24 protein-coding genes are annotated in these 25546 nt (G+C 72.6%); 13 read left to right on the top strand and 11 right to left on the bottom strand.

The features are described 5' to 3' along the window. Positions 1-13: 13 nt before the first annotated feature. Both ACIRQ9_RS26015 and ACIRQ9_RS26010 read left to right on the top strand, forming a co-directional pair. On the top strand, positions 14-2359 hold the full coding sequence (locus tag ACIRQ9_RS26015; protein WP_404178062.1) for a glycosyl hydrolase family 95 catalytic domain-containing protein: 2346 nt from the start codon (positions 14-16) through the stop codon (positions 2357-2359). Then, positions 2356-3567 carry an SGNH/GDSL hydrolase family protein gene (locus ACIRQ9_RS26010; RefSeq protein WP_404178059.1) on the top strand — a complete coding sequence of 404 codons (1212 nt, stop codon included), beginning with the start codon at positions 2356-2358 and terminating at the stop codon, positions 3565-3567. The genes ACIRQ9_RS26015 and ACIRQ9_RS26010 overlap by 4 nt, the downstream gene beginning before the upstream one ends. Positions 3568-3664: 97 nt before the next feature. Here the strand turns inward: ACIRQ9_RS26010 and ACIRQ9_RS26005 are convergent, their stop codons facing one another. Genes ACIRQ9_RS26005 through ACIRQ9_RS25995 form a run of 3 tightly spaced genes read right to left on the bottom strand, consistent with a single transcriptional unit; the run spans position 3665 to position 7166 of the window. Then, positions 3665-4018 carry a UBP-type zinc finger domain-containing protein gene (locus tag ACIRQ9_RS26005; RefSeq protein ID WP_404178056.1) on the bottom strand — a complete coding sequence of 118 codons (354 nt, stop codon included), beginning with the start codon at positions 4016-4018 and terminating at the stop codon, positions 3665-3667. After that, the gene (locus ACIRQ9_RS26000) at positions 4015-5478 is read right to left on the bottom strand and encodes an ATP-binding protein (RefSeq protein WP_404178452.1); all 1464 of its coding nucleotides are present in this window, start codon (positions 5476-5478) and stop codon (positions 4015-4017) included. The genes ACIRQ9_RS26005 and ACIRQ9_RS26000 overlap by 4 nt, the downstream gene beginning before the upstream one ends. Before the next feature lie 11 nt (positions 5479-5489). Continuing rightward, a complete protein-coding gene (locus tag ACIRQ9_RS25995; protein ID WP_404178053.1) occupies positions 5490-7166 on the bottom strand; it encodes an FAD-dependent oxidoreductase in 1677 nt (558 codons plus the stop codon). A 183-nt stretch (positions 7167-7349) separates the two neighbouring features. On the opposite strand from ACIRQ9_RS25995, the gene ACIRQ9_RS25990 reads away from it, so the two are divergent. Beyond that, the gene (locus ACIRQ9_RS25990; RefSeq protein ID WP_404178050.1) at positions 7350-8234 is read left to right on the top strand and encodes a universal stress protein; all 885 of its coding nucleotides are present in this window, start codon (positions 7350-7352) and stop codon (positions 8232-8234) included. On the opposite strand, the gene ACIRQ9_RS25985 is transcribed toward ACIRQ9_RS25990, so the two are convergent. From ACIRQ9_RS25985 to ACIRQ9_RS25975, 3 genes are all read right to left on the bottom strand, one after another. Continuing rightward, entirely contained in the window at positions 8221-9456 is a 1236-nt protein-coding gene (locus tag ACIRQ9_RS25985; protein WP_404178047.1) for a DUF4032 domain-containing protein, read from the bottom strand. The two genes, ACIRQ9_RS25990 and ACIRQ9_RS25985, sit on opposite strands and share 14 nt — an antisense overlap. Positions 9457-9465: 9 nt before the next feature. Then, on the bottom strand, positions 9466-10215 hold the full coding sequence (locus tag ACIRQ9_RS25980; protein WP_404178044.1) for an MBL fold metallo-hydrolase: 750 nt from the start codon (positions 10213-10215) through the stop codon (positions 9466-9468). A gap of 87 nt (positions 10216-10302) precedes the next feature. Beyond that, positions 10303-10929, bottom strand: a complete 627-nt coding sequence (locus ACIRQ9_RS25975) for an alpha-ketoglutarate-dependent dioxygenase AlkB (protein WP_404178041.1) — start codon at positions 10927-10929, stop codon at positions 10303-10305. 139 nt (positions 10930-11068) lie between these two features. On the opposite strand from ACIRQ9_RS25975, the gene ACIRQ9_RS25970 reads away from it, so the two are divergent. Beyond that, positions 11069-11695 carry a TetR/AcrR family transcriptional regulator gene (locus ACIRQ9_RS25970; protein WP_404178038.1) on the top strand — a complete coding sequence of 209 codons (627 nt, stop codon included), beginning with the start codon at positions 11069-11071 and terminating at the stop codon, positions 11693-11695. Between the two features lie 30 nt (positions 11696-11725). Beyond that, the gene (locus tag ACIRQ9_RS25965) at positions 11726-13399 is read left to right on the top strand and encodes an FAD-binding dehydrogenase (protein WP_404178035.1); all 1674 of its coding nucleotides are present in this window, start codon (positions 11726-11728) and stop codon (positions 13397-13399) included. Here the strand turns inward: ACIRQ9_RS25965 and ACIRQ9_RS25960 are convergent. After that, on the bottom strand, positions 13396-13743 hold the full coding sequence (locus tag ACIRQ9_RS25960) for a DUF488 domain-containing protein (RefSeq protein ID WP_404178032.1): 348 nt from the start codon (positions 13741-13743) through the stop codon (positions 13396-13398). The genes ACIRQ9_RS25965 and ACIRQ9_RS25960 overlap by 4 nt on opposite strands. A gap of 166 nt (positions 13744-13909) precedes the next feature. Between ACIRQ9_RS25960 and ACIRQ9_RS25955 the strand changes: the two genes are divergently transcribed. The 4 genes from ACIRQ9_RS25955 (at position 13910) to ACIRQ9_RS25940 (ending at position 18747) form a co-directional block, all read left to right on the top strand. Then, positions 13910-15319, top strand: a complete 1410-nt coding sequence (locus ACIRQ9_RS25955) for a M1 family metallopeptidase (protein WP_404178029.1) — start codon at positions 13910-13912, stop codon at positions 15317-15319. Positions 15320-15413: 94 nt separating this feature from the next. After that, positions 15414-16154 (top strand): L,D-transpeptidase family protein, encoded by a 741-nt coding sequence (locus tag ACIRQ9_RS25950; RefSeq protein ID WP_404178025.1) that lies wholly within the window; start codon positions 15414-15416, stop codon positions 16152-16154. Between the two features lie 32 nt (positions 16155-16186). Continuing rightward, a complete protein-coding gene (locus ACIRQ9_RS25945) occupies positions 16187-16885 on the top strand; it encodes a response regulator transcription factor (RefSeq protein WP_404178023.1) in 699 nt (232 codons plus the stop codon). Further along, complete coding sequence (locus ACIRQ9_RS25940) at positions 16882-18747, top strand: sensor histidine kinase (RefSeq protein ID WP_404178021.1); 1866 nt, start codon at positions 16882-16884, stop codon at positions 18745-18747. The genes ACIRQ9_RS25945 and ACIRQ9_RS25940 overlap by 4 nt, the downstream gene beginning before the upstream one ends. Here the strand turns inward: ACIRQ9_RS25940 and ACIRQ9_RS25935 are convergent. Further along, positions 18740-18997 (bottom strand): WhiB family transcriptional regulator, encoded by a 258-nt coding sequence (locus ACIRQ9_RS25935; RefSeq protein ID WP_404178019.1) that lies wholly within the window; start codon positions 18995-18997, stop codon positions 18740-18742. The genes ACIRQ9_RS25940 and ACIRQ9_RS25935 overlap by 8 nt on opposite strands. 110 nt (positions 18998-19107) lie before the next feature. Continuing rightward, entirely contained in the window at positions 19108-20322 is a 1215-nt protein-coding gene (locus ACIRQ9_RS25930) for a saccharopine dehydrogenase family protein (protein ID WP_404178016.1), read from the bottom strand. Between the two features lie 137 nt (positions 20323-20459). On the opposite strand from ACIRQ9_RS25930, the gene ACIRQ9_RS25925 reads away from it, so the two are divergent. Beyond that, positions 20460-21164: a TetR/AcrR family transcriptional regulator gene (locus ACIRQ9_RS25925; RefSeq protein ID WP_404178013.1), complete on the top strand. Its 705-nt coding sequence runs from the start codon at positions 20460-20462 to the stop codon at positions 21162-21164. A 7-nt stretch (positions 21165-21171) separates the two neighbouring features. Here ACIRQ9_RS25925 and ACIRQ9_RS25920 read toward each other — a convergent pair whose 3' ends face one another. Beyond that, positions 21172-22059, bottom strand: a complete 888-nt coding sequence (locus ACIRQ9_RS25920; RefSeq protein WP_404178449.1) for a LysR family transcriptional regulator ArgP — start codon at positions 22057-22059, stop codon at positions 21172-21174. An 82-nt stretch (positions 22060-22141) separates the two neighbouring features. Between ACIRQ9_RS25920 and ACIRQ9_RS25915 the strand changes: the two genes are divergently transcribed. Continuing rightward, complete coding sequence (locus ACIRQ9_RS25915; RefSeq protein ID WP_404178010.1) at positions 22142-22759, top strand: LysE/ArgO family amino acid transporter; 618 nt, start codon at positions 22142-22144, stop codon at positions 22757-22759. Between the two features lie 96 nt (positions 22760-22855). After that, positions 22856-24166: an MFS transporter gene (locus ACIRQ9_RS25910; RefSeq protein WP_404178008.1), complete on the top strand. Its 1311-nt coding sequence runs from the start codon at positions 22856-22858 to the stop codon at positions 24164-24166. Positions 24167-24187: 21 nt separating this feature from the next. Here the strand turns inward: ACIRQ9_RS25910 and ACIRQ9_RS25905 are convergent, their stop codons facing one another. Next, positions 24188-24637, bottom strand: a complete 450-nt coding sequence (locus tag ACIRQ9_RS25905) for a cyclic nucleotide-binding domain-containing protein (protein WP_351324322.1) — start codon at positions 24635-24637, stop codon at positions 24188-24190. 398 nt (positions 24638-25035) lie between these two features. Between ACIRQ9_RS25905 and ACIRQ9_RS25900 the strand changes: the two genes are divergently transcribed. Continuing rightward, on the top strand, positions 25036-25455 hold the full coding sequence (locus ACIRQ9_RS25900; protein WP_404178005.1) for an ATP-binding protein: 420 nt from the start codon (positions 25036-25038) through the stop codon (positions 25453-25455). The last annotated feature ends 91 nt before the right edge of the window (positions 25456-25546 follow it).

The raw sequence follows: 25546 nt of genomic DNA, 5'->3' as shown, positions 1-25546 counted from the left end.
GGATTGGAACCCCATGGACAACCACCCCAGCAGGCGTGGCTTCCTCGCCCTCGCCGCCGCCACGGGCGCCCTCGCCGGACTTCCCGCCTTCACCGCCTCCGCCGCCCCGCAGCGGTCCGCCGCGCCGCTCGCCGCCTCCCGCCACCGGCTCTGGTGGCAGGCGCCCGCCGGAGACGGGTCGATGATCGAGCAGGGCCTGCCCGTCGGCAACGGCCGGCTCGGCGCCCTCGCGAGCAACGACCCCGGCCGTGAACTCCTCCTGATCACCGACGCCACCCTGTGGACCGGGGGCCTCAACGACACCCTCGACTCCGACGGCCAGTTCCCCTACGGCCGCGCCGACTTCGGCTCGCTCACCCTGCTCGCCAAGCTCACCGTGGAGATCCCCGACCACGATCTGGGCGCCGTCTCCGGCTACCGCCGCGACCTCGACCTCGACAACGGCGTGGTCCGCGCGTCGTACGTCCGCTCCGGCGTGACCTACCGGCGGCAGCTGTTCGCCAGCCGTCCCGACGACGTCGTCGTGCTGCACTTCGGCCAGGACGGCGGCGGCCGCTACACCGGCACCATCACCCTCGAAGGCACCCACGGCGAGACCGGCGGCACCGCCGAGTCGTTCGCCGGGACCTTCGCCAACGGCCTCAGGTACGCGGCCGCCGTGCACGCCGTCAGCGACGGCGGCCGGGTACGGGTGAACGGCTCGCGCATCGACTTCGCCGAGTGCCGGGAACTGACCGTCGTCCTCGGCGGCGGCACGAACTACGCGCCGGACGCGGCCACCGGCTTCCGCGACCGGCGGCTCGACCCGCTGGCGCTCGCCCGCAGCAAGGCCCGGACGGCGGCCGGGCACCCGGTGGACTCGCTGCTGCGCACCCACGCGGCCGACCACCGCGCGCTCTTCGGGCAGTTCGACCTCTCGCTCGGCACCTCGACGGCCGGCCAGCGTGAACTCGACACCTGGGCGCGCCTCCAGGCCCGCACCGACACCGGCGACCCCGACCCGGAACTGGAGGCCGCCTACGCCCAGTTCGGGCGCTACCTGATGATCGCCGGGTCCCGCGACGGCCTGCCCATGGGCCTGCAGAGCGTCTGGCTGGACGGCAACGACCCCGACTGGATGGGTGATTACCACACCGACATCAACATCCAGATGAACTACTGGATGTCCGACCGGCTCGGTCTGTCGCAGTGCTTCGACGCCTTCACCGACTACTGTGTCGACCAGCTCTCCTCATGGACGGACCTCACCCACAGGCTGTACCAGGACTCCCGCAACCGCTACCGCAACTCCACCGGCAAGGTCGCCGGCTGGACCGTGGCCTTCTCCACCAACCCCTACGGCGGACTCGGCTGGTGGTGGCATCCGGCGGGCAACGCCTGGCTCTGCAACAGCCTCTTCGAGCACTACGAGTTCACCCTCTCCCGCTCCCACCTGGAGAAGATCTACCCGCTGCTCAAGGGCGCCTGCCAGTTCTGGGAGGCGCGGCTGCTCACCACCACGCTGGACGACGGGAGGCAGGTGCTGATCGACGACAGCGACTGGTCGCCGGAGCACGGCCCGCAGGACGGCAAGGGAAACACCTATTCCCAGGAACAGGTGTGGACGCTGTTCGGCAACTTCCGTACTGCGGCCGCCGCACTGAAGAGGGATGCTGGATACGCGGACACCATCGGAAAGCTCCGCGATCGCCTCTACCTGCCGGTGGTGAGCCCGAAGACCGGCTGGCTGGAGGAGTGGATGTCCCCGGACAACCTCGGCGAGACCACCCACCGCCACCTCTCGCCGTTGATCAACCTCTTCCCCGGCGACCGGATCCGCCCCGACGGCTCCACACCCGCCGACATCGTCAAGGGCGCCACCGCTCTGCTCACCTCACGCGGCATGGACAGCTTCGGCTGGGCCAACGCCTGGCGCTCGCTGTGCTGGGCGCGGCTCAAGGACGCCGACAAGGCCTACGAGCTCGTCGTCAGGAACCTGCGCCCCTCCAGCAACGGCAGCAACGGCACCTCACCCAACCTGTTCGACATCTACGAGGTCGAACAGGGCCGGGGCATCTTCCAGATCGAGGCCAACTTCGGTACTCCGGCGGCGATCGCGGAGATGCTGCTCTACTCCCGCCCCGGCCACCTCGAACTCCTGCCCGCCCTGCCCGACGCCTGGGCCGCCGCCGGCAGGATCACCGGGGCCGGCGCGCGCGGCGGCTTCGTCGTCGACCTGAGCTGGCGCGACGGCAGGCCCACCGAGGCGCGGATCCGCAGCGTGGGCGGCCGGACGACGACGGTCGCCCACGGCGGGACGACCCGGACGGTCACGCTCAAGCCGGGCGGGTCCGTCACGCTGAAGGACTTCGCGCGGTGACCGGCCGGTTCGCGCGCCTCGGCGCCCTCGCGGCGCTCCTGCCGGCGACGGTCGCCTGCCAGACCGGGCCCGCCCACGCGGTCCCGGCACCGACCGCCGCCCGGCACGACGTCGTCACCTGGGCGGCGAGCGCCGACCGGCTCGGTGAGGGCGCGGCCGACCGGAGCTACCGGCTGGTCGTGCACACCAGCGCCGCCGGCAGCGGTCCGCGGGTACGGCTGTCGAACGCCTTCGGTGACCGGCCGCTGACCCTGGACAGCGTCTACGCGGGCCTGCGGAGCCACGGCGCCGCTCTGAAGCCGGGCAGCAACCGGCGGCTCACCTTCGACGGCGCCCGCACGGTCATCGTGCCGGCGGGCGCCACCGCCTGGAGCGACCCGCTGCCCGGCAGCCTGCCCGCCGGCAGCGATCTGGTCGTCAGCCTGCACAGCCCCGACGCGGCCGGACCCGCCACCGGCCACGGCATGGCGATGCAGACCTCGTACGTGACCCAGGGCGACCACACCGCCGAGGAGAGCGCCGCCGACTGGACCGGGACCACCGGCTCCTGGTGGTACCTGGACTCGGTCTCCGTACGGCCGCCGGACCCGGCGACCGCAGCCGTGGTCACGCTCGGCGACTCCATCACCGACGGCTGGGCGTCCAGCTCGGACCTCGACCGCCGCTGGCCGGACTACCTCGCCCGGCGGCTCCAGAAGGCGGACACCGTGGTCAAGGGCGTGGCCAACGAGGGCATCTCCGGCAACCAGGTGCTCGCGGACGGCGCCGGCCAGGCCGCCCTGAACCGGCTCGACCGCGACGTCCTCGGCCAGCCCGGCGTGCGGACCGTCTTCCTCTTCGAGGGCGTCAACGACATCAAGGCCCACACCGGGGTCACCGCGGCCGACCTGATCGCCGGGTACCGCGAGGTCGTCCGGCGGGCGCACGCCGCCGGGAAGTGCGTCGTCGCCTCGACGGTCGGGCCGTACGAGGGCTGGCCGGAGTGGGACCCCGCGGGCGAGGCCGTGCGCCAGGAGGTCAACCGGTACATCCGCACCAGCGGCGAGTTCGACGGGACCGCCGACTTCGACCGGATCCTGCGCAGCCCCTACGACCAGGCGCGGATGCTGCCGTTCCTCGACGGCGGCGACCACATCCACCCCAACGACAAGGGAATGCAGGCCATGGCCGACTCCGTCGGTCTCGCGAGCCTCGACTGCGACCGCTGAACCACGCTCGACGCGTCGACCCCCGGGCCACCGGCCCGGGGGTCGACCCGTGTCCGACGGCGGGCGGCGGCGCCGCCCCGGTGCGCCGCGCCCCGCGTCAGCCCCGCAGGACCTGTGCCCAGTTCTCCGGCACCCGCTCCGCGGGACCCGGCACGGACTGGTCCGCGGGATGGCAGTCCGGCGGTGCCAGCTCCGGGCCGGCCTCGAACACCTCGTCCGTCTCGTAGTTCCAGAACCAGCCCTCGCCCGGCTCGTAGCTTCGTATGATCGGATGCCCGGTGTCCTGGTAGTGCGCCGTCGCGTGCTTCGAGGGCGAGTCGTCGCAGCACCCGATGTGCCCGCACTGCGCGCACCGCCTCAGGTGGAACCACCAGCCGCCCGCCTTGTCGCACTCCACGCACCCGGCACCGCTCGGCGGAACGCTCGGATCGATCGCGGTGTCGCCACTCATGCCGTCTCCTTGGATGATCGGGGGGTGTCCGCCTCGGGCGTCTCGGCGGTCAGCGGGAGCAGGACCTGGAAACGGGTGTCGCCGGGCACCGAATCCACCCGCATGGTGCCGTGGTGCTTGTTGACGACGATCCGCCACGAGATGTCCAGGCCGAGACCCGTGCCCTGCCCCACGGGCTTGGTCGTGAAGAAGGGATCGAAGATCCGGTCCTTGATCTCCGGCGCGATCCCGGTCCCGGTGTCCCCGAACTCGACCAGCAGCTGCTCGTGGTCGAGCGCGGTCCGCACGGTCAGCGTGCCCTGGCCGACGCCGTCGTCGCCCTTCATCGCGCACACCGCGTTGTCGATCAGGTTGGTCCACACCTGGTTCAGCTCGGCGGGGTAGGCGGGCACCGGCGGCAGCGTCCGGTCGTACTCCTTGACCACCCGGATGTCCTGCCCGATCTTGCCGGACAGCATCAGCAGCGTGCTGTCGAGGAGTTCGTGCACGTCGACGACCCGGTACGGCGCCCGGTCCAGCTGGCTGTACTGCTTGGCGGCGTCGACGAGATGGGAGATCCGGGTCGTCGAGTCCTCGATCTCGTTCATCAACAGCTCGGTCTCGATGGTGTAGTTGAGCCAGCCGATCGAGTTCGGCAGGATCTCCTCGTCCACGGCCGCCGCGACGTGGTCCAGCCAGTCGACGTCCAGCCCGGCCTGCACGAAGATCGGGGCGAGCTGCCAGCCGTTGTCGCAGCCGTGGTCCTCCAGCCAGTCCGTGAGCGTGTCCTCGCGGTCGGAGGCCTCCAGCGGGCTGAGCGAGGGCGCCTTGGCGACCCGCTCGGCGGTGCGCTCCTGGATCTCGATCAGACCGGCCAGCTGCTCCCGGGAGAACGGGCTCTCGGCGATGATCGCGAGCTTGTGCCGCATCTTCGCCACCCGCTCGCGCAGCGACGACGTCGCGCGGACCGCCGCCGCGGCCGGGTTGTTCAGCTCGTGGGTGAGTCCGGCCGACAACGAGCCGAGCGCCAGCAGCCGTTCGCGCTGCCCGATCGCCGCCTGGGTGTTCTTCGAGCCGAAGAACAGGCCCTCCAGCAGGTGCACGGCCATCGGGAACCAGTCCTGCATGATCTCCGCGAACGTGTCCGCGGGGAGCACGAAGAACCGCGTGGGCTCGGTCACCCGCATCGAGTTGTTGTACGCCTGCCGCACCCGGTCACCGAGGTACGCCTGCATCGCGCCCGCGTACACCCCGCTCTGCGAGGTCCGGGTGACCTCGACGTCGTCCCCGCCGACCTTCCGGGAGAGCACCACGGTGCCCTCGATCATCACGTAGAAGCAGGTGGCGGGATCGCCCTCGGCGTAGACCGGACCCGGCTGGAACAGCTCGACCCGGCCCGCCGCGCACAGCCGCCCCAGCTGCTCGGGCTCCAGCTTCTCGAAGAGGAAGAGCGAGCCGACCTCCCGCGGGCTGCACGGCATCAGCTGCGCGCTCACGACTGCTCCAGGTAACGGTGGACGAGCATCACGGCCATGGCTCCTTCTCCGACGGCGGACGCGACCCGCTTGGCCGACTCGGCGCGCGCGTCGCCCGCCACGAACACTCCCGGCACGCTGGTCTCCAGGTGGTACGGCGGCCGGTCCAGCTCCCAGGCCGTCGGCGGCCGTCCGTCGACGGTCAGGTCGGGTCCGGCCAGGATGAACCCGCGGCCGTCGCGCAGCACGGTGTCGCCGAGCCAGTCGGTCAGCGGGGCCGCGCCGATGAACACGAACATCCACTGCGCCTCGACCGACTCGGTGTCCCCGCTCACCGAGTGACGGAGCGTCAGCCGCTCCAGCCGGTCGGTCCCGTGCGCGGAGTCCACCACCGTGTGGCCGCGCACCGAGATGTTCGGCGCCTCGTTGATCTGCTGGATCAGGTAGTACGACATCGAGGCCGACAGGTCGGCGCCGCGCACCAGCAGCGTCACGGACTTGGCGAACCGGGACAGGTACATCGCCGCCTGGCCCGCGGAGTTGGCGCCGCCGACGATGTACACGTCATGACCCTGGCAGGAGGAGGCCTCGGTCAGCGCCGAGCCGTAGAACACCCCGCAGCCGGTCAGGTTCAGGCAGCCCTCGGCATCCAGCTGGCGGTACTGCACACCGGTCGCGAGGATCACGCTGTGCGCGGCGATCGTCGAGCCGTCGGCGAACCGCACCACCCGCGCCGCCCCGTTGACCTCCAGCGCGGTGACCTCGCGGGCGGTCAGCACCTCCGCGCCGAACTTGGCGGCCTGCCGCCGGGCCCGGTCGGTGAGCTGCGCCCCGGACACCCCGTCCGGGAAGCCCAGGTAGTTCTCGATCCGGGAGCTCTGCCCGGCCTGCCCGCCGGTTGCCGCGCGCTCCACGAGCACGGTCCGCAGCCCCTCCGACGCCCCGTACACCGCCGAGCCGAGCCCGGCCGGGCCGCCGCCGATGACGATCAGGTCGTAGAAGTCCGCCGTGGGCGTGGTCGCGAGGCCCACCCGTGCCGCCAGCTCGGGCGCCTCGGGTTCGATCAGGGGCGTGCCGTCGGGCGTGATCACCAGGGGCAGCCGCTGTCCGTCGGCGCCGGCGGCGGCCAGCAGCCGCCGGCCCTCCGGTTCCTCGACCGAGTACCAGCGGTAGGGCACCTGGTTGCGGGCCAGGAACTCCCGCACGTCCGAGGAGCGGGCCGACCAGCGGTGCCCGACGACCTTGGTGGCCGGCACCGGCTTGTAGGCGCTGCACCGCCACGCCTCCAACAGGTCGTCGAGGACCGGGTACAGCTTCTCCTCCGGCGGGTCCCAGGGCTTGAGCAGATAGTGGTCCAGATCGACGACGTTGATCGCGTCGATCGCCGCGTTGGTGTCCGCGTACGCGGTCAGCAGCACGCGCCGGGCGCCCGGGTACACGTCCAGGGCCTGTTCCAGGAATTCGATGCCGTTCATCTGCGGCATCCGGTAGTCGGCCAGGATCACCGCCACCAGGTCGCCGCGCAGTTTCAACTCCCGCAGCGCCTCCAGCGCCGAGTCACCGGACTCCGCGCGCACGATCCGGTACGACGCGCCGTAGCGCCGCCGCAGATCGCGGGCGACGGCACGGGAGACCCCCGGATCGTCGTCCACGGTCATGATGACGGTCCGTGCTGCGTCGGCAGCCTGTGCCATACGTCTCCCACCCCGAGCCGTTGGTTCGTCGGTGCGGCGGGCCCTCCGCGAGGAGCGCGGCCACCGCACCCGCCCATCGTATGTTCGATCGGCGGCCTGCGCCTTGTACGCCGGTGCACAGCGGGCACCCGGGAGTGCGGAACACTGATCACGCTCACGCGGAACCGACGAGGAGGCCGGTGCATGACACGCCCGATCACGGCAGGGGTCGACGGTACGGAGGAGAGCCTGGCGGCTCTGGACTGGGCGGCCCGGGAGGCGGTGCGGCGCGGTCTGCCGCTGCGGGTGGTGCACGCATGGCGCTACGAGGAGCACGACGCACTGGACGGCGGCCCGGAGACGCAGCGCCGGTGGGTGGCGGACGGGGTGGGCGAGTCGGTGCGGGCCGTGACCGGCCGGTATCCCGGGCTCTCGGCGACCGTCGACGTCGTTCAGGGCGAGCCGGCCGACGTCCTGGAAGGCGCGGCCGCCGGGGCCGAGCTGCTGGCGCTGGGCTCGCGCGGGCACGGGCCGGTCGTCGGCTTCCTGCTCGGCTCCGTCGGACAGCGGGTGATCGCCGCGTCCGCCCGGCCCGTCGTACTGGTCAGGGCAGAGGACGAGCCGGCGGCGGAGGCCGCGGGCCGCGAGGTCGTCGTGGGCCAGCAGGGCGGCCCGCAGGACGGCGCCGCCGTGCTGGAGTTCGCGTTCGAGACGGCGGCGGCCCGGGGCGCGACGGTCCGGGTGGTCAGAGCCTGGACGCTGCCGCCGGTCTTCGCCTACAGCCCGGGCTCGCTGAAGCTGCTGGACGAGTCCGGCGGCCTGGAGCCCTACGAGAAGAAGGCCCTGTCCGAGGCGGTACGGCCGCTGCGGGAGCGGTTCCCTGACGTGCCGGTCGCCGAGCACGTGGAGATGGGAAGCGCCGGGCAGGTGCTCCTGTCGGTGGCCGGCCGGGCGCAGCTGATGGTCGTCGGCCGGCGCGCGCACCGCACCGCGGTCGGCGCGCGCATCGGCTCGGTCGCGCACGGCGTGCTGCACCACGCCGGCTGCCCGGTGGCCGTGGTGCCCCATGGGCCGGTCACTCCGGAGTGACCGGCTCCAGGGTCTCGCGGGCCTTGGGCAGCACGTTGGCGATGTAGTCCTGGACCGCGCTGTCCAGGCCCATGTCGTGCTGCGCCCGCTCGGACAGGTACCAGCGGTGTTCGAGCAGCTCGTGGTAGATCTCGGCGGGGTCCATGGAGCCGCGCAGCTCCAGCGGCACCGCCCGCACGGTGGGGCGGAAGACGTCCCGCACCCACCGGTGGGCCAGCACCTCCGGGCGGGCGGCGAGGGGGTCGCCGGGGGCGTAGTCGTCCTGGGTGGCCATCCAGCTCTCCAGGTCGTTCAGCAGCCGCCGGGCCTGGTTCTCCTCGGCGTCCAGACCGGTCAGCCGGAGCAGCTGGCGCTGGTGGTGCCCGGCGTCGACGACCTTCGGCACGAAGGTGACGCTGTCGCCGTTGGTGGAGTGCTCGATCTGCATCTCGGCCACGTCGAATCCCAGCTCGTTCAGGCGGCGGATCCGGCGGTCGATGTAGTGGTACTTGCCCGCCGGGTACACCGAGGTGCGGGTCAGCTCCTGCCACAGCTCGCCGTACCGGGTGCAGATCTCGAAACCGAACTCGATCGGGTCCAGCGACGGGTGCAGCGCGCCGGACGCCTCCAGGTCGAGCAGCTCGCCGCTGATGTTGACCCGGGCCAGGTCCAGGTCGTAGTCCCGCTGCCCGGTGCTCAGCTGCGGATGCAGGTCGCCGGTCTCGGCGTCCACCAGGTAGGCCGCGTACGCGCCCGCGTCCCGCCGGAACAGCGTGTTGGACAGCGAGCAGTCGCCCCAGGCGAACCCGGCCAGGTGCAGGCGTACGAGCAGCACCGCGAGGGCGTCCATGAGGCGGTGCATGGTGGCGGGACGCATGGTCGTCTCGAACATGGAGCGGTACGGCATGGAGCCGCCCAGGTGCCGGGTGACCAGCACCGGCTCCAGCGGATCACCGGCCGTGTCGGTACGGCCGGTGATCACCGCGAGCGGGTCCACCGCGGGGATGGAGAGCCGGTCCAGGTCGCGCAGCAGCTCGTACTCGCGCAGCGCGGGGCGCTCCGCCAGCTCCTTCACCGCGATGACCTCGTCGCCGGCGCGGGCGTAGCGCACCACGTGCCGGGAGATGCCGCGGGGGAGCGGCACGAGGTACTCCGCGGGCCACTCCTCCAACGGTACGTCCCAGGGGAGTTCGAGCAGGAGCGCGGGGTGTTCCGGGTTGGTGGCGCTGATCTGCAATGCCATGGCCCGGCCCTAGACGGCGCGTTCGCGGGCCAGCCGGGCGGCCGCCCGCACGGATCCGTGGTGCACGGGGCCGTGGCCGGGCAGCAGCACGTCGGCGTCGAGGGCCTCGATGACGCCGAGCGACTCCACCGCGCGGGAGCGCTCGTGGTGGAACATGTCGGGCAGCAGCTGCGGTCCGGCCAGGCGCGAGGTGGGGTGGCCGCTGACCAGGGCGTCGCCGGAGATCACGATCCCGGCGTCCGGCAGGTGGTAGACGGCGTGCCCGTCGGTGTGGCCGGGCGTGTGCACCGGGACGGGCCGGCCGGGCAGGTCGAGCGGGCCGTCGGCGATCGGGAACGCCTCGGGTGAGGTGACCGGATGCTGCTCGGTGCCGCCCACCCGCAGGACGTGCACCAGCCATGGCACGACCCCCGGCCGCCAGGCGTTCTTCAGCACCGCCCCGACGGCGACCTGCTGGAGGAAGTCCCGCCGCGCGTGCGGTACTTCGGCCTCGTGCAGGTAGACCGGGGTGCCGTGGGCGTCGCGCAGGTACTCGGCCGAGCCGAGGTGGTCGTTGTGCGCGTGCGTGATGAGGACGGCGGTGACCGCCTCGGGCGAACTGCCCACCTCCGCCAGCGAGCCGAGCAGTCCCGGCCGGTCGCCGGGGTAGCCGGTGTCCACCAGCGTGACGGCGTCGCCGTCCTTGAGGATGACCCAGTTGGTGTGGTGGCCGTGCACCAGGTAGATGCCCTTGGCGACTTCGTGTACCTCTGCGCGCATGATCTCTCCGACGTTCCCGCGGCGTCCTGTCCGAACCGGAGGACAGCCAACCAGACGGGCCGGGGTGTCCGTTGAGGGGGACCCGGTTCAGCGCACCCCGTGCGGCCTGAACTGGACGCTGATGCGCGGCCCGGCGGCCCGCGCGGTCTTCGGTACGCAGTGCTCCCAGGTCCGCTGGCAGGAGCCGCCCATCACGATCAGGTCGCCGTGGCCCAGCGGGCGGCGGACCGACGGGCCGCCGCGCAGCGGACGCAGCAGCAGGTCTCGGGGCGCGCCCACGGAGAGGATCGCGACCATGGTGTCCTCCCGGTCGCCGCGGCCGATCCGGTCGCCGTGCCAGGCGACGCTGTCGCGGCCGTCGCGGTAGTAGCAGAGCCCCGCCGTGGTGAAGGGCTCGCCCAGTTCTCCGGCGTAGTGCCGGGTGAGCGCCTCCCGTGCCTCGGTGAGGAGGGGGTCGGGCAGCGGGTCGGCGGCGCCGTAGAAGGCGAGCAGCCGGGGGACGTCCACGACGCTCTCGTACATCGTGCGGCGCTCGGCGTGCCAGGGGACGTCCGCCGCCAGTCGTTCGAACAGGAGGTCCGCGCCGCTCAGCCAGCCGGGCAGCACGTCGATCCAGGCGCCGGAGCCCAGCTCGGTCCGGCCGGCGCCGGTGAGGGCGCCGAGCCGCGGCACGTCGGTCTGGTCGAACAGGGAGCCCTGGAGGTGCGTGGCCATGGAGCCAGCGTACCCCTAATCGAAAATGTGTTCCCATTCGATCTTGTCGAGGGCCGCGGGGGCGGTGACCGGGTCGGTCCGGGGGCTTTCGATACGTTCATGTATCGGATACGTTCGTGTATCGAACGGAGGTCGGGACATGACAGTGGACGGCACGTCCCCGCGGGTGACCCGGCGCCGGGTGCGGACCCGGGCCCGGCTGCTCGACGCCGCGTTCACCGTGTTCGCCGCCAAAGGCTTCGGACGCGTCTCCATCGAGGAGGTCTGCGAGGCCGCCGGGTTCAGCCGGGGCGCCTTCTACTCCAACTTCGCCACCCTCGACGAACTGTTCTTCGCCCTCTACCGCGACCGCGCCGACCTCATCGCCCGGCAGGTCGCCGACGCCCTCGCCCTGGACCGCCCGGACCTGGACGTGGCGGCCTCCGTGGACCGGGTCACCGACGTCCTGCTCCTCGACGTGGACTGGCTGCTGGTGAAGACCGACTTCCTGGTGCACGCGGCCCGGGAGCCGGCCGTCGCCGAGGCCCTCCTCGACCACCGGGCCCGGCTCCGCCGGGCCATCGCCGACCGGCTCTTCCGGGCCCACGGCCACGCCCCGGTCCCGGCGGTGCTCGGCGACGCGGACGGCGCCGCCCACGCGGTGGTCGCCGCCTACGACGGCGTGACCACCCAACTGCTCCTCGACCGGGACGTCGACCGGGCCCGCGCCTGGCTCAAGCACCTGCTCACCGCGCTGCTGACCGACGGCAGCACCCCCTTCGGATAAGTCCTTCGGACAAGAGAGGCAACGGTCGCCATGGACGCGGACGTCATCGTCGTCGGAGCGGGCCTCGCCGGCCTGGTCGCGGCGCACGAACTCACCAGCAAGGGCCGCCGGGTCGCCCTGGTCGACCAGGAGAACGCCGCCAACCTCGGCGGCCAGGCGTTCTGGTCCTTCGGCGGGCTCTTCCTCGTCGACTCGCCCGAGCAGCGCCGCCTCGGCATCAAGGACTCCCTGGACCTGGCCTGGAACGACTGGCGGGGCAGCGCCCAGTTCGACCGCGAGGACGACGAGGACTCCTGGGCGGTGCGCTGGGCGCGCGCCTACGTCGAGTTCGCGTCCGGCGAGAAGCGGCCCTGGCTGCGGAGCCACGGCATCAGCCTGCTGCCGACCGTCGGCTGGGCCGAACGCGGCGACCTGCGCGCGACCGGCCACGGCAACTCCGTGCCGCGCTTCCACATCGCCTGGGGCACCGGGACCGGCGTCGTCGAACCCTTCGTCCGGTACGCCCGGCAGGCCGCCCGCGACGGGCTGCTCACTTTCCTGCACCGCCACCGGGTCGACGAACTCGTCATCGAGGACGGCGCGGCCCGCGGCGTGCGCGGCACGGTCCTCGCCCCCGACGACTCGGCGCGCGGTGTCGCCTCCAACCGCGACCGCGCCGGCGACTTCGAACTCACCGCCCAGGCGGTCGTCGTCACCTCCGGAGGCATCGGCGCCGACCACGACATCGTCCGCCGCTACTGGCCCGAACGCCTCGGCACGCCTCCCGGCGAGATGGTCACCGGGGTGCCCGCCTACGTGGACGGCCGGATGCTCGACATCAGCGCCGAGGCAGGCGTGCGCCTGGTCAACCGCGACCGCATGTGGCACTACACCGAGGGCATCCAGAACTGGAACCCGATCTGGCCCGGCCACGGCATCCGCATCCTGCCCGGCCCGTCCTCGATCTGGCTGGACGCCCTCGGCCGCAGGCTGCCCGACCCCTGCCTGCCCGGCTACGACACCCTCAGCACCCTCAAGTACCTGCGCACCACCGAGGACATCGCCGACCACGACCACTCCTGGTTCGTCCTCACCCGGAAGATCATCGAGAAGGAGTTCGCGCTCTCCGGCTCCGAGCAGAACCCGGACATCACCGCCAAGGACCGCAAGGCCGTGCTCCGCGACCGGCTGCTCGGCAAGGGCGCCCCGGCCCCGGTGCGGGCCTTCGTCGACAACGGCGCGGACTTCGTGACCGCGAACTCGCTGGATCAGCTGGTCGAGAAGATGAACGCGCTCACCGGCAAGGCACTCCTGGACCCGGCCGCGGTGCGCCGCCAGATCGTCGCCCGCGACCTGCAGATCGACAACTCCTACAGCAAGGACTCCCAGGTCCAGGGCATCCACAACGCCCGTCGCTACATCGGCGACCGCCTCGGCCGGGTCGCCTCCCCGCACCGCATCCTCGACCCGGCCGCCGGGCCGCTGATCGGCGTCAGGCTGCACGTGCTGACCCGCAAGACCCTCGGCGGCATCCAGACCGACCTGGACTCCCGCGCCCTGGCCGCCGACGGACGGCCGATCGAGGGACTCTACGCGGCCGGCGAGGTGGCGGGCTTCGGCGGCGGCGGTGTGCACGGCTACAACGCCCTGGAGGGCACCTTCCTCGGCGGCTGCCTCTTCTCGGGCCGAGCGGCCGGCCGCGCCGCGGCCCGGCAGACCGCCTAGGCGGCGAGGAGCCGCGCCAGTACCGAGGCGTGGCTCTCGTCCGGGTTCCTGGACGAGGTGACCAGGGTGACGCGGCCCGCGCGGGCCGTCCTCCGCAGGCCGTCGAGGAGCGCGGCGGCCTCGGGAGCGGCCAGCTCCGCCTCGTAGCGGCTGGTGAACTCCTCGTAGGAGCCGCCGTCGTGGAACCACCGCCGCAGCTCGTTCGACGGGGTCAGCCCCTTGGGCCACTCGTCCACGTGCGCGTCCTCCTTCGACACCCCGCGCGGCCACAGCCGGTCCACCAGGACACGCACCCCGTCCTCCGGCTCGGGCGTCTCGTAGATCCTGCGCACGCGCACGCTCACGGTCGGGTCCTCTCGGCTCGGCGGCGGTGCCGCGAGGGTACGCGGCGGGGCCGCGCCACCGGCTGCGGACGCGGCGCGGCTTGACCAGAATGAGGGGGAAACGCGGACGCCCGCGCGCCTAGTCTGTGGGCCAGTGATCACCGGCCACCCCCTCGAAGGAGCGCTCGTGCAGGTGCAGGGTGCAAGCAGACGTACCGCAGTCCTCCGCCGCGAGGCCGTCCTCGCCACCGTCCCGGTCGCCGTGGCGGCCCTGCTCGCCGCGGCCGGAACGGCCTCGGCGGGCACGATCGGCGCGGCGGGCGCGGGCGACCCCTACTTCCCGCTCAGCGGCAACGGCGGCTACGACGTCGGCCACTACGACCTGACGCTGCGCTACGACACCTCCTCGCACCACCTCGACGGGAAGGCGGTCCTCACCGCCTGGGCCACCCAGAGGCTCACCCGTTTCGACCTCGACCTCAGCGGCCTGAAGGTCACCCGGATCACGGTCGACGGACGCACCGCCCGCTTCAGCCGCAGCGGACAGGAACTCGCCGTCACGCCGTCCCGCGCGCTCGCCAAGGGCCGGCAGTTCCAGGTCACCGTCACCTACGGCGGCACCCCGAAGCAGGTCACCGACCCCGACGGCTCGCCCGACGGCTGGATCCGCACCGACGACGGCGCGTTCGTCGCCAACGAGCCGCAGGGCGCGATGACCTGGTTCCCGGCGAACAGCCACCCCAAGGACAAGGCGTCCTACGACGTCACCCTCACCGTCCCCAAGGGACGCACCGCCGTCGCCAACGGCGTCCTGCTCGGGCAGCACACCTCCGGCGGCCGCACCACCTTCCGCTGGCGGCAGAGCGAGCCGATGGCCGCCTACCTCGCCACCGCCACCGTCGGCACGTTCAAGGTGCAGCAGTACACCACCCGCGACGGGATCAAGGTGTACAACGCCGTGGACCCGCGCGAGGCGAGCCGGTCGGCGGCCGTCCTGAAGAAGCTGCCGTCGGTCCTGGAGTGGGAGAGCAAGCTGTTCGGGCCCTACCCGTTCCGCTCGGCCGGCTCGATCGTCGACCACGCGCCGAACGTCGGCTACGCCCTGGAGACCCAGGGCCGGCCGATCTACGACTCCGCGCCCGACCTCGACACCCTGGTGCACGAGAACGCCCACCAGTGGTTCGGCGACTCGGTCTCCCTGACCGCCTGGAAGGACATCTGGCTCAACGAGGGCTTCGCGACGTACGCGGAGTGGCTCTACGAGGAGCAGCACGGAGGCGCCAGCGCGCAGAAGACGTTCGACGCGCTGTACGCCAAGCCGGCGGGCAACGACCTGTGGGCGTATCCGCCGGCCGACCCGGGCAGCGGCGCGAACATCTTCGGCACGCCGGTGTACGCGCGCGGCGCGATGGCGTTGCACGAGCTGCGGAAGGCCGTCGGGGACGCGGTGTTCTTCCGGATTCTGCGCGCCTGGGCCACCGAGCACCGCTACGGGCACGGAACCACCGCGGAGTTTGTGAAGCTCGCCGAAGGGCAGTCGGGCAAAGATCTCACGTCCCTGTTCCAGACGTGGTTGTACAAGAAGGGCAAGCCGTAGCGGTCCGGGCGCGGGCCGTTGGGGGTGGCCCGCTGCCCCGAAGGAGCTCTGAAAGCTGACGAGTTTCTTACATTCGTCGGCCAGAGTCGATCTCATGATCCATCGCAGAACTGCTGTCGCCCTCGTCGCCTCCCCGCTCCTGCTCTCGGGCTGCGGGGCCGGTGCCGAGGCAGCGCCGAGCCGGTCGGACGACGACCGGCCGGCGCCGACGACGGCCGCCCCCACCTCCGAGAGCAACACCCCTCGGCCCACCGGCATACCGGGCCTGGGACCCCGGACCGCGGCAGCGATACCCGGCCACGCCGAGCAGGTCGTCGTCGCCCGCGGCCGGGGGAAGAACTCGCCCGTCTCCAGCGTCGTCCTGTACGAGCGCGACGACAGCGTCTGGCAGGCCGGCGCGAACTGGCCCGCGCACAACGGCAGGGACGGCTGGAGCGAGCACCACATGGCCGGAGACCTGCGCTCGCCCGTCGGCGTGTACGGCCTCACCGACGCCGGCGGCCTGCTCCCCGACCCGGGCAGCAGGCTGCCCTACGACCACGGGTACGGCTTCCACTCGCCCGGCACCGGCTTCGAGGGCGAGCCGCTCGAAGGCTCCTTCGACTACGTCGTCGCCATCAACTACAACCGCGAGCCCGGCACCTCGCCGCTCGACTGGACCCGCCCGATGGGCGCGGGACGCGGCGGCGGCGTCTGGCTGCACGTCGACCACGGTGGTCCGACGCACGCCTGCGTCAGCGTCGCCAAGGCGCACATGAAGCACCTGCTGCGCACCCTGGACCCGGGACGGCATCCGGTCGTCGTCATGGGGTACGCCGACTGGCTCGCCCAGTAGCCCGCCGGACACCGCGTCTAGGATCCGAACCTGTGTGCGCACATGTACTGGTCGCCGAGGACGACGCGATGCAGGCCGAGCTGATCCGGCGGAGCCTGCTGGCCGAGGGCCACACCGCGACCGTGGTCCACGACGGAGCCGCCGCGCTGGACGCGGCCCGGCGGCTCGGGCCCGACCTGGTCGTCCTCGACCTGATGCTCCCGGTGATCGACGGGTTCGGCGTCTGCCGCGTGCTGCGCGGCGGCGACCCGGAGATCCCGGTGCTGATGCTCACGGCCCGGTCCGGGGAGGACGACGTGCTGCTCGGCCTGGAGCTGGGCGCCGACGACTACATGACCAAGCCGTACAGCCCCCGTGAGCTGATGGCCCGTATCCGGACGGTCCTGCGGCGCAGCGGGCGCGGCGCCGCCGTGCGCGAGGAGCCGGCGGTGACCGCCGCCGGGATCAGCGTGGATCCGGTACGGCACGAGGTGCGCTGCGACGGAGTGCCGGTGGAGGTGACCCCGGCCGAGTTCCAGATCCTGCTCGCCATGGCCGGGGAACCCGACCGGGTCTTCACCCGGCGCCAGCTGCTGCAGTGCACCCGCGGCTTCGACCGGGCCTCCACCGAACGGGCCGTCGACGTCCACGTGATGAACCTGCGCCGGAAGATCGAGGCCGACCCCCGGCGGCCGAAACGGCTGCAGACCGTGTTCGGCGTCGGCTACAAGCTGAGCGGCGGCCGGCCGTGAGGACCCGGATACCGTGGCGCAAACGGCTCCTGGTCCGGCTGCTGTTCGCCTCGGTGCTGATCGCCGCGTGCTCGGTCGCCGCCACCGCCTGGCTCGCGGTGACGACCACCACCAGCGCCCTGGAGGAGGAGCAGGGCCAGGACCTCGCCGCCGACAACAAGATCCTCGCCCGGCTCAGCGGTTACGCCGCGGACCACCCCGACTGGAGCGGGGTGCGGCACACGGTCCGCGCGCTGGCCGCGGAGACCGGCCGCAGGATCGCGCTGACCACCGCCGACCGCACCCTGATCGCCGACTCGGCGGCCCGCGGCACCGCGCTCCCGCCGCGCCCGGCCGCGGCCATCGACCCGCTGCACACCGACACCTACACCGAGTCCGGCGCCCAGCTCAGCGGCATCGACCCGCGTGTCGTCGGCCCCTACCGGCTGTCGGCCAAGGAACGCGGGGAACTGGACGCGGTCGCGGAGAAGGAGCGGTACTGCTACGACTCCTACGGCATCAGGACCACCGTCGCCCACACCCCGAGCGGCCGGCCCTACCTCGTCGACGACGACGGCACCGACACCTCGGCGTTCCGCTCGATCGGCTGCGGCGGCCTGGACGACCCGTTCATGGCGATGAAGAAGGGGTTCCTCGGCGCCACCCGCACCGAGGCGAAGGCCCTCGCCACCCTGACCGACCTGGTCCGCCCCTGCCTGCGGAGCAAGGACCTCGACCTCGCCGGACAGCTCTACCTCACCTTCGACCAGAGCGGACGCAACCCCGTCACCGGCAGCTTCCTCTTCACCACCAAGCAGGCCAGGCGCGACCAGGCGCAGACGGACCAGCTCGCCAAGGGCTGCGTCACCGGCGCCCGCCGCACCCAGCTCGAACCGTACGCCGCACCTGCCGCCGAACTCTTCCTCGGCCTGGGTGACCAGACGGCGCCCCGGTTCGACATGTCCCGGGCCAACAAGGCGAAGATCGTCGGCGCCGCCGGACTGGTCCTCGCCTTCACGGTCGCCGTCACCGCCGTGGTCGCCACCCGGCTCGTGCGGCCGCTGCGCGCGCTGACCCTCGCCGTGCGCCAGCCGCCCGAACTGCACGCGCGGGCGCCGGTGCGCACCCGGGACGAGACCGGACTGCTGGCCGAGGCGTTCAACGACCTCACCGAGCGCCGGGAACGCCTGGAGGAGCAGCGCAAGGCGATGGTCAGCGACATCGCCCACGAACTGCGCAGCCCGCTCACCAACATCCGCGGCTGGCTTGAGGTCACCCGGGACGGCGTGGTCGACCCGGACCCGGCGCTGCTGGCGTCGCTGCACGAGGAGGCGCTGCTGCTCCAGCGGATCATCGACGACCTCCAGGACCTGGCGGCAGCCGACGCCGGCACGCTGCGCATGCACCGCGAACCGGTGCGCGTCGCCGACCTGTTCGAGCAGGTCGCCGCCGCCCACCGGGTGGCCGCCGACGCGGCGTCGGTCACCCTGGTGACCGACGCCGACGGCACGGTCTGGCTCGACGCCGACCCGGTGCGGATGCGTCAGGCGCTGGGCAACCTGGTCTCCAACGCGATCCGGCACACCCCGCCCGACGGCACGGTGACCCTGGCGGCCCGCCGGGACGGCGACGGGATCCGGCTCACCGTCGCCGACACCGGCAAGGGCATCGCCCCCGACGACCTGCCGCACGTCTTCGAGCGGTTCTGGCGGGCGGAGAAGTCCCGCAGCCGCCGTACCGGGGGCAGTGGACTCGGGCTGCCCATCGTGCGCCACCTGGTCGCCGCCCACGACGGGACCGTCGAGGCGGCGAGCCAGCCGGGCAGGGGCGCCGAGTTCACCCTGCGGCTGCCGGCCGCCGAGGCGCCGCCCGACGTCAGCTGAACCGGCGCGCGGCCCGCTGGCGGCGCCGGGCCAGCAGCCTGCGATCCGCCTCCGTCGTACCGCCCCAGATACCGACGGTCTGCCCGGTGTCCATCGCCCAGTCCAGGCACGCTTCCTGGACCGGGCAGCGCTCGCAGACGGCCTTCGCGCGCCGCGTCTGGTGCAGCGAAGGCCCGGTGGTGCCGATCGGGAAGAAGAGGTCGGGGTCCTCCTCGCGGCACACGGCGTGGTCTCGCCAGTCCTCCGTCATCGAATTCACCTGCGATCCATGTCGACTCTGCCGTTTCGGCGCGTACTCGGTTCCGGGTCACCGGAGTCGACGCCTCCGAAACGGTCAAGTCCCAGGAAATTCGCGGGCGGTCACTGTTCGCGCAGACCCCAGGGCGAGCCGTACTCGGTCAGCAGGTCGAGGAACGGGCGGGCCGGGAACGCCTCCGGACCGAGGACGCCCGAGCCCGACCACGCGCCGGTGGCCAGGAGTTCGAGGGCGACGACCGGGTTGAGGGCCGTCTGCCACACCACGGCCTGACAACCGTACTCCGCCATCGACCATTCGTTGTCGACGACGTGGTAGAGATACACCTCGCGCGGCCGCCCGTCCCTGACGCCGCGCACCCAGGTGCCCGCGCAGGTCTTGCCGCGCATCCGGTCGCCCAGGGTCGCCGGGTCGGGCAGCGAAGCGGCGACCACGTCCCGCGGCGAGACCGCGACCGGGCCGCCGGGGCCGGGCACGGTCACCGGCGTGGTGCTGTCCAGGCCGAGCAGGTGCAGCGTCTTCAGCGTGTCGATGAACTCGCCGCCGAGCCCGTACTTGAAGGTGACCCGCCGCGCGTCCACCCAGCGGGGCACGAGCAGGACCTCCTCGTGCTCGACGTTGACGCACTCGACCGGTCCGATCCCCTCCGGGAAGTCGAACACCTCCGGCTCGCTGAAGGGCGCGGTGGTGAACCAGCCGCGGTCCTTCTCGAACACGACCGGCGGGTTCAGGCACTCCTCGATCGTGGTCCAGATGCTGAAGGAGGGCGCGAAGTCGTAGCCGTCCACGGTCAGGTTCGCGCCGTCGCGGATGCCGATCTCCTCGATCTCGTCGAAGAGTTCGTCGGCCGCGTACCGCGCGAACACGTCCGAGAGTCCCGGCTCCACGCCCATCCCGACGAGCGCCAGCGCGCCCGCCTCCTCCCACTCCCCGGCCCGCGCGAACTGCTCGTCGCCCAGCTTCACGCCGCACTCCTCGTACGGCCGCTCGGCATGCGGCCGGGACAGCGACATCGCCATGTCGAGGTAGCCGGCGCCGGCCTCGCGGGCCGCCCGGAACAGCGGCATCACGAAGCGCGGGTCGGTGGCGTTGAGCAGCACGTCGCAGCCGTGCCGGGCGAGCAGTGCGGCCACGGCCGTCTCGTCGCCGGCGTCGACCCGCTCCGCGAGGAAGCGGTCGTCGCCGACGGCGGCCACGGCCGCCTCGGCGCGGGCCGGGTCGTAGTCGGCGACCACCATCGCCTCGAAGAACGGGCGACGGGCCGCGATCCGGGTGACGGCGGTGCCCACACCACCGGCTCCCACGAGCAGTACGCGCATGGCGGATTCTCCTTCTCGAACAGTGTGCGAGGACGAGTACGGGGGCGCCCGGCCGGAATCAAACGCCGGACCGTGGCATAAGGTCAATGGCGTTGGCATAAGAACGCCCGGCACCCGAACCCCAGGGAGCGCGCCCGATGCCCAAACCGGTGGTACCGGAGGAGAAGCGCCGCCGGCGCCGGCCCACCCGCGGCGGCACCGTGCTGTCCGAACGGCTCATCGTGGCGACCGCCCTGCGGCTGCTGCGCGAGCACGGCAGCGCGGGCCTCACCGCCCGCCGCCTGGGCCTGGCCCTGGACTGCGATCCCAGCACCCTGTACCGGTACTTCCGGGGCATGGACGAACTGACCCTGGCGATCGGTGACGCGTTGATCGGCCAGGCGCTGGCCGGCTGGGTGCCGACGGGGGAGTGGCGGGCCGACCTGCGCACGATCGGCCTGCGCATCCACGCCGAGTACGTCTCCCACCCGCAGGCCGCGCTGCTGACGGCGAGCCGGGTGACGGGCCGGGCGCAGGAACTCGCGGCGGACGAGGCGATCCTCGACGTCCTGCGCACGGCGGGCTTCCCGCTGGCGGAGACGGTCCGCGTCTACCACGCCTTCATCGACCAGACCCTGGCCTTCGCCGCCCTGGACGCGGCGTCGCTGGCGCTGCCGCGGGACGCGCTGCGCGCGGACGAGGCCAAGTGGCACTCCACGTACGCCCGGCTGTCGCCCGCGACCCACCCCCGCATCGCCGAGGCGGCACCGCTGCTGGCGAGACGCATGGTGACCAGCGCGTATCCGACGGCACTGGAGATGTTGCTGGAGAGCGCCGGACGCCACCCGGACGCGCCCCCGTGACCGGAGCCTACGGCCGGCGCAGCGCGCCCTGTGCCGCCCGCGCCACCGCGTCCGCCAGCGCCCCGAGCGCCGGCGAATCCAGCTTCCACTGCTGCCAGTACAGGGGCGTGTCCACCCACAGCTCGGGGCCTCCGAGCCGTACCAGCCGGCCGTCCCGCAGCCGCGGCTCGGCCTGCGCCTCCGGCACCATGCCCCATCCCAGGCCCGCCGTCACCGAGTCCAGGAACCCCTCCGACGTCGGCACGTAGTGCCGCAGCTCCGCCGCGCCCGCTCCGCCCAGCCGTCGTACGAACCCGTCCTGGAAGTCGTCCACCCGGTCGAACACGATCACCGGCGCGTTCCCAAGGGCCTCCGCCAGCGGCCCGGTGACGTGCGCCGCCGCGAACCGGGGCGCGGCCACCGGCAGATACCGCATCCGGCCGAGCGCGCGCACGGAGCAGCCGGGCACCGCGTCCGGCGACGAGGTCACCGCCGCCATCACCAGCCCCTCCCGCAGCAGCGAGGCCGTGTGCTCCTCGTCCTCGCGGCGCAGTTCGACGAAGACGTGCGGGAGCCCGTCGAGCGCCTCAAGGAACCAGGTCGCCAGCGAGTCGGCGTTGACCGCGACCGACACCCGGGTCGGCTCCCCGGCGCTGCTCATGCCCAGTTCGTGGCGCGCGTCGCGCTCCAGCCGGGCCAGCTGGCGGCCGAACCGCACCAGCACCTCGCCGGACTCGGTGGGCCGCACCGGCTTGGTGCGCCGCAGCAGCACCCGGCCCGTCCGCATCTCCAGCGCCTTGACCCGCTGGCTCACCGCCGACGGCGTCACGTGCAGGGCCGCGGCCGCCGCCTCGAAGGTGCCCTCGTCCACCACCGCCAGCAGCGTCCGCACCTGGTCGAGAGGAAGGTCCACGATCTGCTCCCGTCTGCAGTCGTGCTAAGGGTACGTAAGAATCCTTAGCTGTACGTACAGAGATCGCTTCCCTACCGTCGAGGACATGTCCAGCACTCTCGCCGCCGCTGCCGCCGGATTCGGCAGTGGCCTCTCGCTCATCGTCGCCATCGGGGCCCAGAACGCCTTCGTCCTGCGCCAGGGCGTCCGCCGGGACGCCGTCCTCGCGGTCGTCGGCATCTGCGCCCTGTCCGACGCCGCCCTCATCGCGCTCGGCGTCGGCGGGGTGGGCGCGCTGGTGGCGGCGTGGCCGGGCGCGGTGCGGGCGGTCGGCGTGGTCGGCGGTGCCTTCCTGCTCTGCTACGGCGTCCTGGCCGCCCGCCGGGTGCTGCGTCCGGGCGGCGGCGGCCTGCGCGCCGAGGGCGAGGCGGCCGGTTCCCGGCGGCGGGCCGTGCTCACCTGCCTCGCCATGACCTGGCTGAACCCGCACGTCTACCTGGACACGGTGTTCCTGCTCGGCTCGCTCGCCGCCGGCCACGGCGACCTGCGCTGGACCTTCGGCCTGGGGGCGGCGCTGGCCAGCCTGTGCTGGTTCGCCGCGCTCGGATTCGGCGCCCGGCTGCTCGGCCGCTGTCTCACGGGACCGGCCGCCTGGCGGGTGCTGGACGCGCTGGTGGCGGTGACCATGATCGGGCTCGGCCTGACGCTGCTGGCCGGATCCTGAGACGGCGGGTTCGGCGGTCGCGGAAGGTGCTGGGATAGTGATCCTGCAGTCGAAAGATGTAGTGAGCACCAAGAGGACCAGGACACCAGGAACTCCGTGGACACCAGCGAGAGCGGCACCCAGTCCGGCATACAGCCCCCCGAGGATGCCGCGGCGTCCCCGCCTCCGCCGCGGCGGGGCTGGCGGCGCTGGGCGATGGACACCCGCCCACTGGCCATTCCGGCCTACCGCCGGCTGTGGACCTCGACGATCGTCACCTCGGTCGGCAGCCAGCTCACCGCGGTGGCCGTGCCCAAGCAGATCTACGACATCACCGGGTCCTCGGCCTGGGTCGGTGCCGCGAGCCTCGCCGGACTGCTGCCGCTCGTCGTCTTCGCCCTGTGGGGCGGCGCGGTCGCCGACGCGATGGACCGCCGCAAGCTGCTGCTGATCACCAACTGCGGCATCGCCGTCACCTCGCTGCTGTTCTGGCTCCAGGCCGTCACCGGCCTGGAATCGGTGGCCGCGCTGATGGTCCTGCTGGCCCTGCAGCAGGCGTTCTGGGGGCTGAACGCGCCCGCCCGCACGGCGTCCATAGCGCGCCTGGTCCCCGAGGGACAGCTGCCCGCGGCCAACGCCCTCGGCTCGACCGTCATGCAGACCGGGCAGGTGATCGGGCCGCTGCTGGCCGGCGCCCTGATCCCGGTCATCGGCCTGCCCGAGCTGTACCTGATCGACGCGCTGGCGCTGTGCGTGACGGTGTGGGCGGTCTACCGGCTGCCCGCCCTGCCGCCGCTGGCCCGTGCGGCGGCCCGGAGGGCCGGCGTCCGGGAGATCGTGGCCGGGTTCCGGTACATCTCGATGCACAAGGTGCTGCTGCTCTCCTTCGTGGCCGACATCATCGCCATGGTCTTCGGCATGCCCCGCGCCCTGTTCCCGCAACTGGCCGCCGAGACCTACGGCTCCTGGGGCGAAGGGCTGGCGCTCGGCCTGCTGTTCGCGGCGATCCCGGTCGGCGCGGTGCTCGGCGGGCTCTTCTCCGGCACGTTCTCGCGAGCCCGCAGGCACGGCTGGATGGTGATCGGCGCGGTGGTCGGCTGGGGAGCGGCGGTCGCCGGGTTCGGGCTGAGCCGCAACCTCTGGGTGGCGGTCGCCTTCCTGGCCGCCGCCGGGGTCGCCGACATGGTCTCGATGGTCTTCCGGGGCGCGATCCTGCTGTCCGCCGCGACCGACGAGATGCGCGGCCGGATGCAGGGCGTGTTCACGGTGGTGGTCGCGGGCGGCCCGCGCCTCGCCGACGTCCTGCACGGCACCATGGGGTCCGTGTTCGGGCCGCGTGCCGCCGTCACGGGCGGCGGACTGCTGGTCGTGGCGGTGATGCTGCTCCTGGCCGCCGCGGTGCCGGCCCTGCGCCGCTACCGCGTCTGACGCCCCGGGGCGTGGTGCGCCCTAAGCGGGCCGGCGTCCCACGTACGCGTCCAGCAGCTTGCCGCGGGTGACCTCCAGGCGGCTGGCGAGGATCTCGGCGACGGTCCGCACCAGCGAGAGCCCCAGCAGCGGATCCTCCACGCACAGCGCGAGCACGGCCGCGGCGTCGTACTCGTAGGCCCGCACCTGGCTGAAGGCCATCGCTCCGAAGTCCCAGGCGTACGGCGGGAACAGCCATGACCAGCCGAGCAGGTCGCCGGCGCCCAGGGTGGCGACGGTGACCCGCTTGCGGGACGTCACCTCCTGGTCCAGGTTGACCGCCCCCGAGCGGATCACCCAGAAGCGGTCCGCGGTGCCGCCCGCCTCGAAGATGCGGGTGTCCTCGGCGAAGGAGACCTCCTCGGCCAGTTCCATGAGGCGCTCGCGCTGTGCCTGCGGCAGGGCGGTCAGCAGTTTGATGGCTTTGGTCATGGCACGGGGCTCCTCGCCGGCGAGGGTACGGGGGCATTCCCTACGCCCATTTCAGCCGCTGCCGCCGTGCCGGGCACCTCGGGGGGCATGAGAATCGCCTCAGGGCACCGCCCGGGCGTTAAAAAGCCCTGGCTGGACGGGGGAGGCCAGCCAGGGCCGTCAAGCGGTGGCTCGGGAGGACCTGACGTCGACTCCTCGACCACTGATGGATGAACGCTAAACCATCGGGGGCGATCTCGGGTACCCACGAACAGGCTACGTGACCTGTTTCACTCGGGGAAGCCTTCGAGGGCCGCGAATGTGTTTGCCACCGCGTCGACGGGTGAGCCGAAGAAAAGGGAGACCCGTGCGGACGGGCCCCCTCCGTCCAACCGGTCCACCACGCAGGGAGCGAAGGGATGCGCGAGAAGTTCCGGACCGAATCAGTGGTGATGTCCACCGACCCCCACCGGCCGTCACTGCGGCCCTCCGACGCCCGCAGAGCGGTCCGCGGCGCGCTCGCCCGGCAGGCCCCGCCGTGCGCCGCCACGGCCATGGACGACGCCCTGCTCGTCACCTCGGAGCTGACCACCAACGCGATCGTGCACGGCGGCGGGATCACCGGCTTCGACGTGGACGTCGAGGGATGCGCGCTGCGCGTGTCGGTCAGCGACCGCAGTGACGCGCTGCCGGTGACCGAGCGGACTGCCGGCGAACCCGACGACGACCGGCCCGGCGGCCGGGGCTGGCCCATCGTCTGCCGGCTGGCCCGGGACGTCGAGGTCGCCGGACTGCCCCGCGGCGGCAAGCGCATCACGGCGGTCGTGTCGCTGGGTTGATCCGGCGGGCCGGATTTCTCCCCGTGGTGTTTGCGCGGGGAGACCAGGGGCAGGCGGACCGTCGTGCTTCGGACCGGAGGCGCGCGCCAGT

This window comes from Streptomyces sp. NPDC101237, from assembly GCF_044767465.1.
GTDB classification, from domain to species: Bacteria; Actinomycetota; Actinomycetes; order Streptomycetales; family Streptomycetaceae; genus Streptomyces; species Streptomyces gramineus.
Note: the sequence above shows the minus strand (reverse complement) of the source record. Positions and strands in the feature narration are given on the sequence as shown.

Excerpts from the sequence above, each read along its gene's own strand:
- ACIRQ9_RS26015 (WP_404178062.1), top strand. The coding sequence starts at position 14 with ATGGACAACCACCCCAGCAGGCGTGGCTTCCTCGCCCTCGCCGCCGCC.
- ACIRQ9_RS26005 (WP_404178056.1), bottom strand. The coding sequence starts at position 4,018 with ATGAGTGGCGACACCGCGATCGATCCGAGCGTTCCGCCGAGCGGTGCC.
- ACIRQ9_RS26000 (WP_404178452.1), bottom strand. The coding sequence starts at position 5,478 with ATGCCGTGCAGCCCGCGGGAGGTCGGCTCGCTCTTCCTCTTCGAGAAG.
- ACIRQ9_RS25995 (WP_404178053.1), bottom strand. The coding sequence starts at position 7,166 with ATGGCACAGGCTGCCGACGCAGCACGGACCGTCATCATGACCGTGGAC.
- ACIRQ9_RS25990 (WP_404178050.1), top strand. The coding sequence starts at position 7,350 with ATGACACGCCCGATCACGGCAGGGGTCGACGGTACGGAGGAGAGCCTG.
- ACIRQ9_RS25985 (WP_404178047.1), bottom strand. The coding sequence starts at position 9,456 with ATGGCATTGCAGATCAGCGCCACCAACCCGGAACACCCCGCGCTCCTG.
- ACIRQ9_RS25980 (WP_404178044.1), bottom strand. The coding sequence starts at position 10,215 with ATGCGCGCAGAGGTACACGAAGTCGCCAAGGGCATCTACCTGGTGCAC.
- ACIRQ9_RS25975 (WP_404178041.1), bottom strand. The coding sequence starts at position 10,929 with ATGGCCACGCACCTCCAGGGCTCCCTGTTCGACCAGACCGACGTGCCG.
- ACIRQ9_RS25970 (WP_404178038.1), top strand. The coding sequence starts at position 11,069 with ATGACAGTGGACGGCACGTCCCCGCGGGTGACCCGGCGCCGGGTGCGG.
- ACIRQ9_RS25965 (WP_404178035.1), top strand. The coding sequence starts at position 11,726 with ATGGACGCGGACGTCATCGTCGTCGGAGCGGGCCTCGCCGGCCTGGTC.
- ACIRQ9_RS25950 (WP_404178025.1), top strand. The coding sequence starts at position 15,414 with ATGATCCATCGCAGAACTGCTGTCGCCCTCGTCGCCTCCCCGCTCCTG.
- ACIRQ9_RS25935 (WP_404178019.1), bottom strand. The coding sequence starts at position 18,997 with ATGACGGAGGACTGGCGAGACCACGCCGTGTGCCGCGAGGAGGACCCC.
- ACIRQ9_RS25930 (WP_404178016.1), bottom strand. The coding sequence starts at position 20,322 with ATGCGCGTACTGCTCGTGGGAGCCGGTGGTGTGGGCACCGCCGTCACC.
- ACIRQ9_RS25925 (WP_404178013.1), top strand. The coding sequence starts at position 20,460 with ATGCCCAAACCGGTGGTACCGGAGGAGAAGCGCCGCCGGCGCCGGCCC.
- ACIRQ9_RS25915 (WP_404178010.1), top strand. The coding sequence starts at position 22,142 with ATGTCCAGCACTCTCGCCGCCGCTGCCGCCGGATTCGGCAGTGGCCTC.
- ACIRQ9_RS25905 (WP_351324322.1), bottom strand. The coding sequence starts at position 24,637 with ATGACCAAAGCCATCAAACTGCTGACCGCCCTGCCGCAGGCACAGCGC.
- ACIRQ9_RS25900 (WP_404178005.1), top strand. The coding sequence starts at position 25,036 with ATGCGCGAGAAGTTCCGGACCGAATCAGTGGTGATGTCCACCGACCCC.